This is a genomic window from Allomuricauda sp. CP2A (assembly GCF_001683915.1).
Lineage (GTDB): Bacteria > Bacteroidota > Bacteroidia > Flavobacteriales > Flavobacteriaceae > Flagellimonas.
This window is the reverse complement of the sequence record NZ_LXTT01000166.1, coordinates 1-15,969: the sequence shown is the minus strand read 5'-3', so window position 1 is coordinate 15,969 and position 15,969 is coordinate 1. Positions and strand designations below refer to the sequence as shown.

Below are 15,969 nucleotides of genomic sequence, written 5' to 3'. Positions count from 1 at the left end.
ACATGCTGCCACTGCTGATCCATATGCAGCGAACACTTCAAGACTCAATAAAAGTGAACGATAAAAATAGGTTTGACATAGAAAGCTTGGGGACAGCTGAATACAAATCCCCCCTTCAGCTCAGTACAGTTAAGGGAAATCGTGTATTTAACTTTGTAGGTGAGTCGGACAAATTGGTGTTGGATCTCACCATGGAGCATTACAACAAGTGTTTGAACAATGGGGAAGTACCCGCTTGTATGGAAAAAGCCGGTCCCAGACAAAACCTATTTTTTGATGCCAAGAACACCAAAGCGGCCATTGTTACCTGTGGTGGATTGTGCCCGGGGATCAACAATGTAATTCGCGGTGTGGTCATGGCACTGCATTATTTCTATGATGTAAAACGAATTATTGGCATACCCTACGGGTATGAAGGGCTCAATCCGGAAAGTGGCCATGAATTTGTAGAGCTTACTCCAGATAAGGTCAAGGACATCCACCAATTTGGAGGAACCTTTTTGGGGTCCTCCCGTGGCGCACAGGACGTGTCCGTGATGGTGGATACTTTGGAGAAAAACAATATTGATATGCTGTTTGCCATTGGAGGTGATGGAACACTTAAGGGGGTCAACGCCATTGGAGAAGAAATCAAGAAAAGGAACGCAAAGATCAGTGTGGTTGGCATTCCAAAGACCATTGACAACGACATTGACCTGATAGATGAATCTTTTGGGTATGAAACCGCTTTTGATGTGGCCAGTCCCATCCTTAGGGATGCCCATAACGAGGCCACAGGGGCCTACAACGGCATTTCCATAGTAAAATTGATGGGGAGGGACAGTGGATTTATTGCCGCTTCCGCAGCTCTGGCCATGCCCGTGGTGAACTTTGTGCTCATTCCGGAAATGGATTTTACGTTAGAAGGAGATTACGGGTTCCTGAAGTTTTTGGAACGACGGTTGGAACAAAAAAAGCATGCCGTAATCGTTGTGGCCGAAGGTGCAGGCCAACAGTTGTTTAAGGACAAGCATCGGGTCAAGGATGCTTCGGGCAACATAAAGCATGAGGATATCGGTCTCTTGCTAAAAGAGAAAATAGCGGAGTATTTTAAAGGTAAGTCTGCATCGGTTACCATAAAATATATTGACCCCAGCTATATTGTTAGGAGTGCACCAGCCAACTCCAGTGATAGTGTGTATTGTGGGCGGTTGGCGTATCATGCCGTACATGGCGCCATGGCGGGAAAGACCAAATTTGTGGCCTGCAAAGTGAATAACAAATATGTGTATGTGCCCATTGCCGAAGTGACCAAAAAACGGAAAAAGATAGATTTGGAGGGCGAATTTTGGTTTTCGGTACTGCAGAGCACAGGCCAGCCTTTTTCGTTGGGACAATAATGCAAATCCAAGCTGACATTTGTCATTTAATTTGCTGTTTTCCTATCATAGCTTTGAAGTAAATCAAAAACAATTATCATGGAAGTACATGTTCAATATCAAAAAATGAAGACCAGTGAAGCATTAACACAGCTTTTAATGAAAAAACTGGAGGGTTTGGAGAAAAAATACAGTTGGTTGATCAAGGCCAATGTGCTTTTTAAGCAGGAAAATGATAGAACGGGTAAAGGAAAGGTGTGCGAGATTGAACTGAGTGCCCCTGGTCCCAGAATTTTCGCAAAATCCGATACCGATGATTTTGAAAAATCCATGGCAGAAACTGTTGAAGATTTAAGAAGACAGTTGGAAAAAAGACAAGAAACATTCTCAGCATATTAAAACATATCTTTGCTGCGCATGACGTTATAAATCCATTCCAATGAAATCAAAAATATGGGTCATAGGTGCTTTACTTCTCATGGGCTGTTCCAGTACCAAGCTGGTAAGTACTTGGAAAAACCCGGATATTGTGCTTTTTGATGCCCATAAGGTACTTGTGGTGGGCATGGCACAGGATGAGAATGTGCGTATGGAGTTTGAGACCAGATTGGTTGAGAAATTGGAAGAAAGAAAAGTTGAGGCCATGCGCAGCATAGATCTTTTCGATGTTGAATTCACATCGTCCGAGAGGTCTGAGGAAGAATTGTCCATTGTGGAAAGACAATTGTTGGACAAGGATTTTGATGCCATTTTGTTCACCAAGGTTGTGGCCACTGAAAACAAGACAACTTTAAAGGAAAAGGTGCACAACATCGATAGAATGTTCATGCGTTTCAGTACAGACTATTTGGAGCACCAAGACATCTATTATGATCCCGAGTCCTACGACTCATTCAATATTTACCACGTAGAGACCTCTTTATACTGCATTTGCGAGGGTAAGGAAATGGAACTGATCTGGAGGGGCGACCTTGATGTTACCGAAACGGTAAAGGTTGATAAAACAATTGACACCTATATTAAGCTGGTAACGGATAAAATGGGGGAACAGGAAATCATTTTTTATTAAGAAGACAGTCCAAGCGCTTCTAAAACGCCCAAAAAGTCCAGTAAAATACAAACGGGTATCGCAATCAAAATAACAATCAAGACAAAGACCATTATTCGTAGAAACCCAACCATAAGTTTATTTCCAAAAGAAATTTCATCAGACATAATAGTGTAATTTACACCAATGTACGGAATTATTCAGTTATTGCCCCTAACTTCCAAGCCCTTATTCGATTAAAGGTTGAATTTTTAGAGCAGTAGAACAATTAACTGTTTTTCCTCTTTTTTCCACTCAACATTTTGCCCAATTCCTCCAAACTGACCCCTTTAGTCTCGGGCATCATAAAAATGACCCAAAGCAACTGAAGCACCATCATAAAGGCAAAAAAGATAAAAATGGGCCAGGGATTATCCTTGAAAATGCCTATTTCTGCATCCAAAAAGGTGGGTGTCAACAGAGTGATCAAAGCGGCAAATACCCAATGTGTTCCCGTACCCCAAGATTGCCCATACGAGCGAACTTTATTGGGGAATATTTCGGAGATGAAAACCCATATCACTGCCCCTTGCCCTATGGCATGGGACGCAATAAAAATGAGAATGAAAATGAGCAAAAGCACGGAACTTGCCCCTGAATAAAAGCACCACCCCACCATGGACAGGCTCAAAATATAGCCAATGGAGCCGATGTACATTAATTGTTTACGGCCCAATTTGTCGATCAGGGAAATGCCAACAAAAGTGAAGATCAGGTTTATGATTCCAATGGAAATGGAGCTGAAAAGGGACTCGCCCGTAGCCAATCCCGCGCGTTCCAAAATTTCAGGGGCATAGTAGAGCACAAAATTGATTCCGGAAAGTTGGTTGAAAAAAGCGATCAAAAAGGCCAAAATCAAAGGTTTGTTATATGTTCCAGAGAACAGGCTTTCCTTTTGTTTTTCGGTAGTATCGAACAGGGCAACTTTTATCTGTTCCAGATGTACCGAAGCCTTGTCTTTGGCAATCCCCAATAAAGTAATGGACTCTATAACAATGGCATCGGCATGGTTCTTCATCAACAACCATCTTGGGCTATTGGGTATTTTAAATACCATGATGGTGTATATCAATGCAGGTACTCCTTCAATCCCCAACATCCAACGCCAAGCTATGCTTTCATCAAAAATGATCCCGATAAGGTAGTTGGATATAAAAGCGATCAAAATCCCAAAAACAATGTTGAATTGGTACATGGCGGTCAGCCTACCTCGTGTTTGTGCAGTTGAAATCTCCGAAATATATACCGGGGCGGCCACCGATGAAGCTCCAACACCAACACCACCAATAAACCTAAAAAAGGAAAAACTATAAGGTTCAGGTGCGAAGGCCGACCCCATGGCAGATGCAAAATAGAGCACCCCGATCCAAAAAAGCGTCTTTTTTCTTCCCAAGCGATCCGTGGGAATCCCTCCCAACAGCGAGCCCAAAACGGTGCCCCAAAGGGCCATGGACATGATAAAAATTCCGTGGAAGGTGAAAATGGAATCCCCTAAAAACCAGTTGGTGTCCCAAATTTCCTTAATGGGTTGGTTGGCCCCGGAAATGACCACGGTATCAAAACCAAACAAAAAACCCGCTAGGGCAGCGGTCAATGAAATTCTAAAAATACGTTTGTCCATGTTGGCTCAATTTTGCTAAAGCTAACCAAAATTTAGAGAATTTGGCTGATATGGGCCATGACCAAAGAAGTGGCCCCCAAATTATTGGTAATGTAGTTTGAGTTGATTTGCCCCGTTTTTTCCACTGATTTTGGGTCGGCGATAAAACCGTTCATCAAATGATTGAATTTTTCTTGGCCCGAAATGGGAAGGATACCTTTCTGGCCCACAAGATCTTCAGCCTCTTTAAATCCTTTAAAATTTGGACCTATGATCACGGGAATTCCAAATACGGCTGGCTCCAAAGTGTTGTGCAATCCAGTGGCAAAACCACCACCCACGTAGGCAGCACTCGCATAACTGTAAATTTTGGTCAATAGTCCAATGGTGTCAATAATGAGGACATCGAACTGGGACAAATCTTCATTGTCCAATTGGGTGTAGCATATTGACTTTTTGGTGATGGCGTTGGTGATATTGTCAATATGTGCTTGTTTTATCTGATGTGGAGCAATGACAAATTTGATGGGGTCCTGGGTTGTGTTGATGAAATTAATCATGATTTCTTCGTCTTCTGGCCAGGTGCTACCGGCCACCAAACAGAATTTATCCGTTCTGAACCTGTCCATAAAATCCAGTTGGTTGTCCTGTTTTAGAATTTCAGAAACACGGTCAAAACGGGTGTCACCACTTACGGTTATATTTTTAAAATTAATGGATTCCAATAAGGCTTTTGAGCCTTCCTCCTGGACAAAAAAATGGGAAATGGACTTTAAACTATTTCGCATAAATCCACCATAAGGTTTAAAGTAAATCTGTTTCTTTGAAAACCTGGCCGACACCAATAGAGTTGGAATATTTCTCTGTTGCAATCGATACAGATAATTGGGCCAAATCTCATATTTAATGAAAATGGCAAGCTCTGGATTGATTTTATCCAAGAATCTTGAAGCATTTGAAAGCGTGTCCATGGGAAGATATACCACAGCATCGGCAATGGGAGTGTTTTTCTTCACCTCATATCCGGATGGGGAGAAAAAGGTGAGCACAATTTTGTGATCGGGATAAGATGTCTTCAATCTTTCAAGAATGGGCAGGCCTTGTTCAAACTCACCCAATGAGGCCACGTGCATCCAAATGGATTTGGTGTCCACTGGAAGCTTTGCTTCCAAATCGGCAAACGTCTTCTTTCGTCCCGAAACAAACAATTTTATCTTGGGTTGAAAGAGTGCGATCACTTTTAGGCCGTACCAGGACAGCGTCATCAAAACAGTATAGACAAAACGCAGGAGCATCATATTTTGCTAAAATACATTCTTTCGGCAATAGGGCGTTATGGCATCTTTATTTCTTAATTTTGCGGGCATAATTTATTTGGATGAAAAAAATACAGATGGTTGACCTTAAAGGTCAATACGAAGGCATAAAAAATGAGGTGAACGACTCCATCGCTGAGATTTTGGATTCCTCGGCATTCATCAACGGACCGCATGTGCATGCTTTTCAAAGTGAACTGGAGGAATATTTGGGCGTGAAGCACGTAATTCCCTGTGCCAATGGTACCGATGCACTTCAAATTTGCATGATGGGCCTTGGATTACAGCCCGGGGATGAGGTGATCACCGCAGATTTTACCTTTGCCGCCACGGTTGAGGTCATCGCTTTGTTGAATTTGACCCCTGTTCTGGTGGATGTGGAGCCAGATACCTTCAACATAGATATAAAAGCCATTGAAAAGGCCATCACCCCCAAGACCAAAGCCATTGTTCCCGTACACTTGTTTGGACAGCCCGCCAATATGGATGCCATTATGGAATTGGCCGAAAAGCACAATCTCTATGTAATAGAGGACAATGCCCAGGCCATTGGTGCCACCTATACTTCTGCCAATGGAAAAAAACAAAAAGCGGGAACCATTGGTCATGTTGCCTCAACATCGTTTTTTCCATCCAAGAATTTGGGCTGTTATGGGGACGGTGGCGCCATCTTTACCAATGATGATGATTTAGCCCACACCATTCGTGGGATGGTGAACCACGGCATGTACAAAAGATACTACCATGATGTGGTGGGGGTAAACTCCCGATTGGACACCATTCAAGCTGCAGTTTTAAGGGCAAAGCTCCCAAAATTGGATATGTACAACCAAAAACGATGGGAAGCTGCATCAAAATATAGTAGGGCCTTTGAGGGGCAGGCCAATATTGTGGTGCCTAAGATCGAATGTGTGTGCGAGGGAGGCAAAAACACCTGTGATTGCCATGTTTTCCATCAATATACCATCAAAATAATGAACGGGAAAAGGGATGGGCTGGTGCAACATTTACAAGATAACAACGTTCCTTGTGGTGTGTATTATCCAGTTCCGTTGCACAAGCAAAAGGCTTATGCGGATGAGCGTTACAATGAAGCGGATTTTCCAGTGACCAATCAATTGGTACAAGAAGTGATCTCGCTCCCCATGCATACAGAATTGGATGATGAACAGATTGAGTTTATTACCGATTTGGTTATTGATTTTGTAAACAAATAAAGATGAAAATACTCGTAACGGGCGGTCTTGGTTTTATTGGCTCCCATACCGTTGTTGAATTACAAAATGAAGGTTTTGAAGTGGTTATCATTGACAACCTTTCCAATTCATCCATTGCTGTTTTGGATGGCATTGAGGCCATTACAGGAAAAAAGCCCGTTTTTGAACAATTGGATCTTCGGGAAAAACCCAAGGTGCAGGAGTTTTTTGCAAAACACAGTGATGTTGAGGGAATCATTCATTTTTCAGCATCAAAGGCCGTAGGGGAGAGTGTGGAAAAGCCTTTATTGTATTATGAGAACAACCTAGGGGTGCTGGTGTACCTGCTTCAGGAGTTGATAAAAAAGGACAAGGCCAATTTTATATTCAGTTCATCATGTACCGTTTATGGCCAGGCAGACCAAATGCCCATTACTGAAGACGCTCCCGTAAAACCCGCTGAATCTCCCTACGGCAACACAAAACAAGTTGGCGAGGAGATTATAAAGGATGCCTGCAAGGTAAATCCCGATCTACAGGCCATTGCCCTGAGGTATTTCAACCCCATTGGGGCGCATCCCAGTGCTGAAATAGGTGAACTTCCTTTGGGAGTGCCACAGAATCTGGTTCCTTATATCACTCAAACTGGAGTTGGATTACGAGAGCAATTATCGGTTTTTGGTGATGATTACCCCACACCGGATGGTACTTGTATCCGGGATTATATTCATGTAGTGGATTTGGCCAAGGCCCACGTTAAGGCACTTCAACGTCTGCTCAATGATAAGAATGAAGATAACTATGAGGTTTTTAACCTTGGGACAGGCACTGGAAGCTCTGTATTGGAGGTAATCCAAAGTTTTGAGCGTGTTTCTGGCAAAAAATTGAATTATAAAATTGTGGACAGACGTCCTGGAGACGTTATTCAGGCTTATGCAGATACCACAAAGGCCAACGAGGTTTTGGGATGGAAAGCCAAATCCAGTCTGGATGATGCCATGAAATCTGCATGGGAGTGGGAATGTAAGGTCAGAAGTTGATGGTAATACTGTCTTTATTGAGATGGATTTTTAACAATAATAGGCGCATAAGTGAAATGTAGCTTGATCTTTTGATGCAGGTTTGCTCGTAAATACAATATGATATCCAACTTTACCAACAGCTTGGAATTACTTGAAGTAGCTCAAAAGGAACAGCTCTATAGAAAATTGGTGCTTCAGTTGAAGAAGGATTTTGAACTGGCCAATGTGCCCATCAATATTCCTATGGGTATATCTTCAGAGGAACTTAAGAGTATTGTCCATGAAAAAATCTATTTTTTGATCGTTGAAAAGTTTGAGCAATACCTCAATCTTTTATATGTGGTTGACATTTCAGAAAATGAGGTGCGGAAAATTGCCCCTTCAGATGCTGTTGACATAGCTGCCGAAGTTTCTTTTTTGTTGCTGAAACGGGAATGGCAAAAAGTCTGGTTCAAAAACAAATACAGCAGCTGACCCATAGGTCAAACCTTTACATAAATGCCTCTTTTGTCCATAATGTAGCCTACCACCCAGCAAGTGAACACGACCCAAAGGGCAAACAGCAAAGAACCCATATAACCGCCTGACCACGATATAAAAACGGTGTCGGCAATCCACCTGTAAAGTGATTCCCCATTGACATCAACAGCAAAAAGGGTAATGATGAAAAGTTCGGATAACAGATAAATGAATAGTGTGTTTTTTCCGAAAACCTCAAAAAAGTAACTCCAGCTTTTTGCTTTTTTCATATCCAATATATAAACGAGCAAGGCCAATGCGCATAGATCTATACCACAGGTGAGCAGCACAAAGGAGCTTGTCCATAACTTTTTGTTGATGGGCAATAGCAGGTCCCATGCCAATCCGGCCACCACAAGGGCAAAGCCCATCATCATCAACTTGGCCACCGTTTCAAAATTTTGCCCATTCTTTTGAATGAATTTCCCGGTCAGATACCCCGCCACCACATTTACAATGGCCGGTAGCGTGCTCAGCAAACCCTCGGGGTCAAAAGCAATTCCTTCCCCATGGTACATATGATTTGGACCAATAAGCCATTCATCCAATTTAAGGACGGCATTTCCGGTAAGAGTAAGGTCGCCAAAGGCAATCAAAATAATATGATAAACCACCAATGCCGCAATACTGAAAAGAATTGCTGTTTTTGTTTTCACATAGTGCAATAGAATGGATGCGAAGAGATAACAAAGGGCAATACGTTGCAAAACCCCAAAAATCCGAGTCTCGGCCAAGGGTTTTAGCTGGCCATTTTCAAAAAAGGGATACCAATACATTAAAAACCCGAGCAAGAAAATAATGGCAAACCGTTTCAGCACCTTCTTAAAAAAAGCTGAATTTCCCATTTGTTCGTACTTTTTCATGCTAAAGCTCATGGAATTTCCCACTACGAACAAAAAGGTGGGGAAAACCAGGTCGGTCAGTGTGAAACCGTTCCATTCGGCGTGGAGCAACGGTGCAAAGGTGGTTTCCCAATTTCCGGGGGAGTTAACAATGATCATAAGGGCAACGTCTATTCCCCTAAAGACATCCAATGAGAGGTATCGGTTTTTTAAGGTGGTCATGCTTGGTTATTTTGGCTAGATAACAAGGTATGCTTTTTTTAGATAATTGACATATTATACCCGTATTGTTGTTTTAAGATGGATTCAACCCCATAGTTGTGAAATCCTCTTTTTTTAAGACAATAATTTGGTTAAAACACTCTTATATAAAAGGCAAAACCCGTATTTTTGACAAAATTTTCCATAAAGTTTTGGAAATACAGGAATAATGGACAAATATTCATTTTTAAATGCTGCGCACACTTCATTTTTTGCGGAGCAATATGATAAATATCTAACGAACCCGGATACTATAGAGCCCAGTTGGAGGGCTTTTTTTCAAGGGTTTGATTTCGGTTTGGAAAGTTCTTTGGAGGACTTGGGAATAGAATCCGAGAAGAATGGGATGGTGGTTCTTTCCAACGGAAGGCAAGTGGAAATGCCCGAAACCTTGCAAAAGGAGTTTCAGGTTATCCGTCTTATTGATGGTTACCGCTCACGGGGCCACTTGTTCACCAAAACAAATCCAGTACGGGAACGAAGAAAATATGAACCCACCTTGGACATTGCCAATTTTGGACTGTCCCAAGACGATTTGGATACAGTTTTTGATGCCGGTAAAATCCTTGGTATCGGTTCTGCCTCATTGAAAGAGATCGTAGCCCACTTGGAGCGCATTTATTGTGATTCCATTGGGGTGGAGTACATGTACATCCGTACACCGGAACGCATCCAATGGATCCAGGATTGGCTCAACAAAAACGACAACCATCCCAATTACACCGCGGAAGAAAAGAAAAACATCCTCAGGAAATTGAACGAGGCCGTTTCTTTTGAGAGTTTTTTGCACACCAAATATGTGGGGCAAAAAAGATTTTCCTTGGAAGGAGGGGAATCGTTGATCCCAGCATTGGACGTGATCATAGAAAAAGCAGCGGACAAAGGCGTAAAGCAATTTATTGTGGGTATGGCCCACCGAGGGCGTTTGAACGTGTTGACCAATATCTTTGGGAAATCGCCAAAGGATATCTTTAGCGAGTTCGACGGTAAGGATTACGAGGAAACCATCTTTGATGGTGATGTAAAATATCACTTGGGATGGACCTCCAAACGTGAAACGGATTCCGGGAAAATGGTCAATATGAACATTGCCCCGAACCCATCGCACTTGGAAACCGTAAACTCCATTGTTGAAGGTATAGCCAGGGCCAAGCAAGATCGCGATCACAGTGATGAAATCTCTGAGGTACTGCCGATCTTAATCCATGGTGATGCTGCTTTTGCCGCACAGGGAGTCGTGTATGAAGTGATTCAGATGGCCCGTTTGGAAGGCTATACCACTGGGGGCACCATCCATATTGTGGTGAACAACCAGATTGGGTTTACCACGAACTACCTGGATGCAAGGTCATCAACCTACTGTACCGATGTGGGCAAAGTGACCCTCTCGCCGGTACTCCATGTAAATGCTGATGATGCCGAGGCCGTGGTGCATGCCACAACCTTTGCTTTGGAATACAGGATGCGCTACAAGCGCGACATTTTCTTGGATTTATTGGGATACAGAAAGTATGGTCACAACGAAGGTGATGAACCTAAGTTTACCCAGCCATTGTTGTACAAATCCATATCCAAACACAAAAACCCAAGAGACATTTACGCCGAGCGATTGATTGCCGAAGGGGTAATTGATGAGAACTACGTAAAAGAACTCGAAGAAAAATATAAGAACGATCTTGAGGAGGATCTTTTGGATTCCCGCAAAATTGAGAAGACTAGGATAACCCCTTTCATGCAAGATGAATGGGAAGGGTTTGAGCAGGTGACCGAGGAGGTGATGCTGAAACCCATGGATACCACCTACGACCTTAAAAAGTTGGATGAGGTTGCCCAAAGCATTACCAAGCTTCCAGAGGATAAAAAATTCCTGAGGAAATTGGAACGATTGGTGGAAGGCCGCCATGCCATGTATTTTGAGGACAACAAGCTCGATTGGGCCATGGGAGAACTTTTGGCCTACGGATCATTGATCGAGGAAGGGTACGATGTTCGAATGACAGGCCAGGATGTGGAAAGAGGAACCTTCTCCCACAGACACGCCGTTATCAAAACGGAAATGCATGAAGAAGAGGTGGTGCTGTTGAATGAGATGGGGGACAACCAAAATGGAAGCTTCCACATCTATAACTCACTGCTATCAGAATATGCCGTAATGGGATTTGATTATGGCTACGCCATGGCAAGCCCGGGTACATTGACCATTTGGGAGGCACAGTTTGGGGACTTCAGTAATGGAGCCCAGATCATTATTGATCAATATTTGTCATCAGCCGAAGACAAATGGAAACTCCAGAACGGATTGGTGCTTTTATTGCCCCATGGGTACGAAGGTCAGGGAGCGGAACACTCTTCGGCACGTATGGAAAGGTACTTGCAACTTTGTGCCAAGGACAATATGTTCGTGGCAGATGTGACCACTCCAGCGAACTTGTTCCACTTGTTCCGTAGACAAATGAAGGCCAAGTTCCGTAAGCCATTGGTGGTTTTTACGCCCAAAAGTTTGTTGAGGCATCCCAAAGTGGTTTCCACCAAGGAGGAGATGGCCAACGGAAGTTTCCAGATGGTGATTGACGATGCCGAAGCTAAAACGGCCAAAGTAAAGACATTGGTATTCTGTACCGGTAAATTCTACTATGATCTTTTGGAGAAGCGGGAAGAGCTTGAAAGAGATGATGTAGCTTTGGTACGTGTCGAACAATTGTTCCCATTGCCGGCCAAGGAAATGCGAAGCATCATCAAAAAATATAAAAATGCAGACGATATTGTTTGGGCCCAGGAAGAACCTAGGAACATGGGGGCGTGGAGCCATATGTTGATGCATTTGGACGAAGCCAAACAGTTTCGGGTGGCATCACGTAGATTTTACGGGGCACCCGCAGCAGGTAGTGCCGTGCGTTCAAAAAGACGTCATGCCCAAGTGTTGGACTACGTTTTCGACAAGAGTAAGGATAATATGCAAATAAGATAATACAAGTATAAACTATAACAGAATGGTTTTAGAAATGAAAGTTCCCTCACCAGGGGAATCCATTACAGAGGTAGAAATCGCCGAGTGGTTGGTAGAGGATGGAGATTATGTGGAGAAAGACCAAGCCATAGCCGAGGTGGACTCGGACAAGGCAACATTGGAACTTCCTGCGGAGGAGAGCGGAATTATTACCCTTAAGGCCGAAGTGGGCGACGCCGTAGCCGTTGGCGAGGTGGTCTGCCTCATCGATACCAGTGCAAAAAAACCTGAAGGTTCATCCAGCGGTTCCGATGAAAAGGAAGAAACCAAGAAGGAAGAACCTAAAAAAGAAGCACCCAAGAAAGAGGAGACCAAAAAGGAAACCTATGCTTCCGGAACTCCATCTCCAGCGGCCAAGAAAATATTGGACGAAAAAGGGATTGAGCCCTCATCCGTTTCCGGTAGTGGGCGTGATGGACGCATCACCAAAGATGATGCTGTAAAAGCTAAACCATCCATGGGAACCCCAACAGGTGGTAGCCGTGGTGAAAGCCGTTCCAAATTGTCCATGTTGCGTAGAAAAGTGGCCGAGCGATTGGTTGCTGCAAAGAACGAGACCGCCATGTTGACTACCTTCAATGAAGTGGATATGTCCGCCATCTTTGAGTTGCGCAGTCAATACAAAGAAGCGTTCAAAGAAAAGCATGGGGTAAGCCTTGGATTTATGTCTTTCTTTACCAAAGCGGTGATTCGCGCCTTGCAAATGTACCCTGCCGTTAACTCCATGATCGATGGCAAGGAAATGATCACCTACGAATTCTGCGATATCAGTATTGCGGTTTCAGGACCAAAAGGTTTGATGGTTCCCGTAATCAGAAATGCAGAAAACCTGACGTTCAGAGGAATTGAATCCGAAGTAAAACGCTTGGCCATCCGTGCCAGGGAAGGTGAGATCACCGTGGATGAAATGACTGGAGGGACTTTTACCATCACCAACGGGGGTGTATTCGGTTCCATGTTGTCCACTCCGATCATCAACCCACCGCAAAGTGGCATCTTGGGGATGCACAACATTGTGGAACGTGCCATTGTTAGGGATGGTGCCATTGCTATTGCACCTGTAATGTACGTTGCACTTTCTTATGACCACAGAATTATCGATGGTAAGGAATCCGTAGGATTCTTGGTCGCTGTAAAAGAAGCTTTGGAAAGTCCAGAGGAACTGTTGATGGACGGAAACGTGAAAAAAGCGTTGGAGCTATAAATAATACTACAAGAGCGAGTTGTTCTCGACTGCGCTCGAACTGACAAATGCCTTTACTTTTTTAAGTAGAGGCATTTTTTATTGTAATCGATCACGGCCTTTCCCTTTTTAAGGACATCGGCACCAATTATACCGTCCACAGGCATTGCGTTATGGTTGGTCAATGCTTGGTTTACATGGGTAAGGTCAAAAAGAACCACTTTCTGTTTTTTCTTTTTCCAGTCCCCGATTTGGATTTTGTTTTTGTTGGAGATCAGAGTTTCCATTTCCGTGGCTCCAGCCCCGGCCGCTTTAATGTCAGATGCCTCGGAAGCCATTTCAAAAAATTCGATTTTGTCCATACCCACACAAGTATTGGAGGCCCCGGTGTCCAAAATAAACTTGCCCGTAACACCATTGATGGTTGCTACGAGTTCAAAGTGGTTGGTTTCGGTCAATACCAAAGGTATTGTAATGTAATCCTTGTTTTTGAGGAATTTTTTGAGTGATGCCATATGGAAATGTGCTCTTGGAGAATCTTTAATCAGAAACAAAGTTTTGGGACGTCTAAGATAAACCTATTTTTGCGATATGATTATTACAGATACCCATACCCATCTTTATAGTGAAGCCTTTGAGCAGGACCAAAAGGAAATGATGCAGCGTGCCTTGGACGCAGGGGTGGAGCGCTTTTTTGTTCCGGCCATCGATTCCACCTACACCCAATCCATGTTGGATCTGGAAGCCAACTATCCCGAAAATGTTTTTTTGATGATGGGCCTGCACCCCACCCATGTCAAGGAAAACTACAAAGAGGAATTGGCCCATGTAGAGGAGTGGCTATCCAAAAGGAAATTCTATGCCGTGGGTGAAATCGGAATCGACCTGTATTGGGACCAGACCTTTTTAAAGCAACAGCAGGAGGCTTTTGTGCACCAGATCCGTTTGGCGAAAAAGCACCAGTTGCCCATTGCGATCCATTGTCGGGAATCGTTCGATGAAATCTTTGAGATTTTGGAACAAGAAAAAGGAGATGACCTTTTTGGGATTTTCCATTGTTTTACAGGGACCTTGGAGCAGGCCCATCGCGCCCTATCCTACAATATGAAACTGGGCATTGGCGGTGTGACGACTTTCAAGAATGGCAAAATAGATCAATTTTTAAATCAAATCGACCTAAAACACATTGTTTTGGAAACCGATTCCCCATATTTGGCTCCGGCGCCCTATCGTGGAAAACGAAATGAAAGCTCTTATATAATTAAGGTGTTGGAAAAACTTTCAGCCCTATATGGTATGCCCGAGGAGGAAATTGCGGCAATCACTACGGAAAACTCCAAAGAAATATTCGGAATTTGATCTATGAAGAAAAAGACCAACATATTACTGATCTATACCGGGGGGACCATCGGGATGGTGAAGGATTACAAAACGGGTGCGCTCAAGGCCTTCAATTTTGAGGAACTCGTTAAAAACATTCCGGAGCTGAAACAGTTGGACTGTAACCTGAGAGGGGTTTCGTTTGAACACCCCATCGATTCCTCGAATATGAATCCTGATTATTGGGCCGTTATTGCTTCCATCATTGAAGAGCATTATGACGATAATGATGGTTTTGTGGTGCTGCATGGTAGCGATACCATGAGTTATTCCGCATCGGCGTTGAGCTTTATGCTGGAGAATCTGGAAAAGCCGGTCATTTTCACAGGGTCCCAATTGCCGATCGGGGACTTGCGCACCGATGCCAAGGAGAACCTGATCACGTCCATTGAAATTGCTGCGCTCCAGAAAAAAGGGAAGCCCGTGTTGCAGGAAGTGGGACTGTATTTTGAATATAAACTCTACCGGGGCAACCGAACGACCAAGATCAATGCGGAACATTTTGAGGCTTTTGCTTCATTAAATTATCCACCTTTGGTGGAATCGGGTGTGCATTTAAAGGTGCACCAGAATTATTTGATCAAAAAAGTGACCAAAAACAAATCGCTACAAGTCCATAAAAAGATGGATGATCGGGTGGCGATTCTCAAATTGTTTCCGGGATTGAACCAAAATGTACTGCAATCGGTCTTAAACATTCCCGATTTAAAGGCATTGATTTTGGAAACCTACGGTGCAGGGAACGCGCCGATGGACAATTGGTTTTTGAATGGGATCCAAAAGGCAATAGAAAATGGATTGCACATAATTAATGTAACGCAATGCTCCGGAGGCAGTATCTCCATGGGGCATTATGAGACCAGTGAAAAGCTGAAAGAGATGCAACTTATTAACGGAAAGGACATTACAACCGAAGCGGCCGTGACCAAGGCAATGTACCTATTGGGGACAGGGGTTCCCGACAAATTGTTCAAGACAATTTTTGAGACATCACTCCGTGGTGAAATGGTGTAAAATTAACGCGTCAAATTTCTATAACTGATTATTTTTTTGTTTATTGGTCGGCCTAACTGGAGGAAATAGAGAGGTGGCCGAGTGGTCGAAGGCGCACGCCTGGAAAGTGTGTATACACCAAAAGTGTATCGAGGGTTCGAATCCCTTCCTCTCTGCTAGGTATTTTAATTTTTCAATTACAAAA

The 15,969-nt window shown here is 43.4% G+C and carries 14 protein-coding genes and 1 tRNA gene; 11 read left to right on the top strand and 4 right to left on the bottom strand.

Translation table 11 applies throughout. The annotated features are described in order from the left end of the window. The first annotated feature begins 2 nt into the window (after positions 1-2). The 3 genes from A7D14_RS18650 to A7D14_RS18640 all read left to right on the top strand — a co-directional run bounded on the left by A7D14_RS18650 (position 3) and on the right by A7D14_RS18640 (position 2,427). Entirely contained in the window at positions 3-1,379 is a 1,377-nt protein-coding gene (locus A7D14_RS18650) for an ATP-dependent 6-phosphofructokinase (protein WP_255307495.1), read from the top strand. 78 nt (positions 1,380-1,457) lie between these two features. Beyond that, positions 1,458-1,757, top strand: coding sequence for an HPF/RaiA family ribosome-associated protein (locus A7D14_RS18645; RefSeq protein ID WP_067037855.1), 300 nt, complete (start codon positions 1,458-1,460; stop codon positions 1,755-1,757). Positions 1,758-1,797: 40 nt separating this feature from the next. After that, positions 1,798-2,427 carry a hypothetical protein gene (locus A7D14_RS18640; RefSeq protein WP_067037853.1) on the top strand — a complete coding sequence of 210 codons (630 nt, stop codon included), beginning with the start codon at positions 1,798-1,800 and terminating at the stop codon, positions 2,425-2,427. Positions 2,428-2,674: 247 nt separating this feature from the next. On the opposite strand, the gene A7D14_RS18635 is transcribed toward A7D14_RS18640, so the two are convergent. Then, a complete protein-coding gene (locus A7D14_RS18635) occupies positions 2,675-4,066 on the bottom strand; it encodes a sugar porter family MFS transporter (RefSeq protein ID WP_067037850.1) in 1,392 nt (463 codons plus the stop codon). A 32-nt stretch (positions 4,067-4,098) separates the two neighbouring features. Continuing rightward, positions 4,099-5,343 (bottom strand): glycosyltransferase N-terminal domain-containing protein, encoded by a 1,245-nt coding sequence (locus A7D14_RS18630; RefSeq protein WP_313790853.1) that lies wholly within the window; start codon positions 5,341-5,343, stop codon positions 4,099-4,101. A gap of 80 nt (positions 5,344-5,423) precedes the next feature. On the opposite strand from A7D14_RS18630, the gene A7D14_RS18625 reads away from it, so the two are divergent. The 3 genes from A7D14_RS18625 to A7D14_RS18615 all read left to right on the top strand — a co-directional run bounded on the left by A7D14_RS18625 (position 5,424) and on the right by A7D14_RS18615 (position 8,053). Further along, complete coding sequence (locus tag A7D14_RS18625) at positions 5,424-6,578, top strand: DegT/DnrJ/EryC1/StrS family aminotransferase (RefSeq protein WP_067037848.1); 1,155 nt, start codon at positions 5,424-5,426, stop codon at positions 6,576-6,578. 2 nt (positions 6,579-6,580) lie between these two features. Beyond that, positions 6,581-7,597, top strand: a complete 1,017-nt coding sequence (galE, locus tag A7D14_RS18620; protein ID WP_067037846.1) for a UDP-glucose 4-epimerase GalE — start codon at positions 6,581-6,583, stop codon at positions 7,595-7,597. 99 nt (positions 7,598-7,696) lie between these two features. After that, positions 7,697-8,053, top strand: a complete 357-nt coding sequence (locus A7D14_RS18615; RefSeq protein WP_067037844.1) for a hypothetical protein — start codon at positions 7,697-7,699, stop codon at positions 8,051-8,053. Between the two features lie 8 nt (positions 8,054-8,061). Here A7D14_RS18615 and A7D14_RS18610 read toward each other — a convergent pair whose 3' ends face one another. Further along, entirely contained in the window at positions 8,062-9,162 is a 1,101-nt protein-coding gene (locus tag A7D14_RS18610; RefSeq protein WP_067037842.1) for an acyltransferase family protein, read from the bottom strand. Positions 9,163-9,370: 208 nt separating this feature from the next. On the opposite strand from A7D14_RS18610, the gene A7D14_RS18605 reads away from it, so the two are divergent. Beyond that, a complete protein-coding gene (locus A7D14_RS18605; RefSeq protein ID WP_067037840.1) occupies positions 9,371-12,169 on the top strand; it encodes a 2-oxoglutarate dehydrogenase E1 component in 2,799 nt (932 codons plus the stop codon). 22 nt (positions 12,170-12,191) lie between these two features. After that, positions 12,192-13,412, top strand: coding sequence for a 2-oxoglutarate dehydrogenase complex dihydrolipoyllysine-residue succinyltransferase (gene odhB / locus A7D14_RS18600; RefSeq protein WP_067037838.1), 1,221 nt, complete (start codon positions 12,192-12,194; stop codon positions 13,410-13,412). 53 nt (positions 13,413-13,465) lie between these two features. Here the strand turns inward: odhB and A7D14_RS18595 are convergent, their stop codons facing one another. Then, positions 13,466-13,906, bottom strand: coding sequence for a TIGR02281 family clan AA aspartic protease (locus A7D14_RS18595; protein ID WP_067037835.1), 441 nt, complete (start codon positions 13,904-13,906; stop codon positions 13,466-13,468). 76 nt (positions 13,907-13,982) lie between these two features. Here A7D14_RS18595 and A7D14_RS18590 point away from each other — a divergent pair, with 76 nt between their 5' ends. The 3 genes from A7D14_RS18590 (at position 13,983) to A7D14_RS18580 (ending at position 15,940) form a co-directional block, all read left to right on the top strand. Continuing rightward, a complete protein-coding gene (locus A7D14_RS18590; RefSeq protein WP_067037833.1) occupies positions 13,983-14,750 on the top strand; it encodes a TatD family hydrolase in 768 nt (255 codons plus the stop codon). A 3-nt stretch (positions 14,751-14,753) separates the two neighbouring features. After that, on the top strand, positions 14,754-15,785 hold the full coding sequence (locus A7D14_RS18585) for an asparaginase (RefSeq protein WP_067037831.1): 1,032 nt from the start codon (positions 14,754-14,756) through the stop codon (positions 15,783-15,785). A gap of 67 nt (positions 15,786-15,852) precedes the next feature. Beyond that, positions 15,853-15,940, top strand: a tRNA-Ser gene (locus tag A7D14_RS18580). The last annotated feature ends 29 nt before the right edge of the window (positions 15,941-15,969 follow it).

What these genes read in the sequence shown, in the direction of transcription:
- A7D14_RS18650 (WP_255307495.1), top strand. Translation starts at nt 3, where the DNA reads ATGCTGCCACTGCTGATCCATATGCAGCGAACACTTCAAGACTCAATA.
- A7D14_RS18645 (WP_067037855.1), top strand. Translation starts at nt 1,458, where the DNA reads ATGGAAGTACATGTTCAATATCAAAAAATGAAGACCAGTGAAGCATTA.
- A7D14_RS18640 (WP_067037853.1), top strand. Translation starts at nt 1,798, where the DNA reads ATGAAATCAAAAATATGGGTCATAGGTGCTTTACTTCTCATGGGCTGT.
- A7D14_RS18635 (WP_067037850.1), bottom strand. Translation starts at nt 4,066, where the DNA reads ATGGACAAACGTATTTTTAGAATTTCATTGACCGCTGCCCTAGCGGGT.
- A7D14_RS18630 (WP_313790853.1), bottom strand. Translation starts at nt 5,343, where the DNA reads ATGATGCTCCTGCGTTTTGTCTATACTGTTTTGATGACGCTGTCCTGG.
- A7D14_RS18625 (WP_067037848.1), top strand. Translation starts at nt 5,424, where the DNA reads ATGAAAAAAATACAGATGGTTGACCTTAAAGGTCAATACGAAGGCATA.
- galE (WP_067037846.1), top strand. Translation starts at nt 6,581, where the DNA reads ATGAAAATACTCGTAACGGGCGGTCTTGGTTTTATTGGCTCCCATACC.
- A7D14_RS18615 (WP_067037844.1), top strand. Translation starts at nt 7,697, where the DNA reads ATGATATCCAACTTTACCAACAGCTTGGAATTACTTGAAGTAGCTCAA.
- A7D14_RS18610 (WP_067037842.1), bottom strand. Translation starts at nt 9,162, where the DNA reads ATGACCACCTTAAAAAACCGATACCTCTCATTGGATGTCTTTAGGGGA.
- A7D14_RS18605 (WP_067037840.1), top strand. Translation starts at nt 9,371, where the DNA reads ATGGACAAATATTCATTTTTAAATGCTGCGCACACTTCATTTTTTGCG.
- odhB (WP_067037838.1), top strand. Translation starts at nt 12,192, where the DNA reads ATGGTTTTAGAAATGAAAGTTCCCTCACCAGGGGAATCCATTACAGAG.
- A7D14_RS18595 (WP_067037835.1), bottom strand. Translation starts at nt 13,906, where the DNA reads ATGGCATCACTCAAAAAATTCCTCAAAAACAAGGATTACATTACAATA.
- A7D14_RS18590 (WP_067037833.1), top strand. Translation starts at nt 13,983, where the DNA reads ATGATTATTACAGATACCCATACCCATCTTTATAGTGAAGCCTTTGAG.
- A7D14_RS18585 (WP_067037831.1), top strand. Translation starts at nt 14,754, where the DNA reads ATGAAGAAAAAGACCAACATATTACTGATCTATACCGGGGGGACCATC.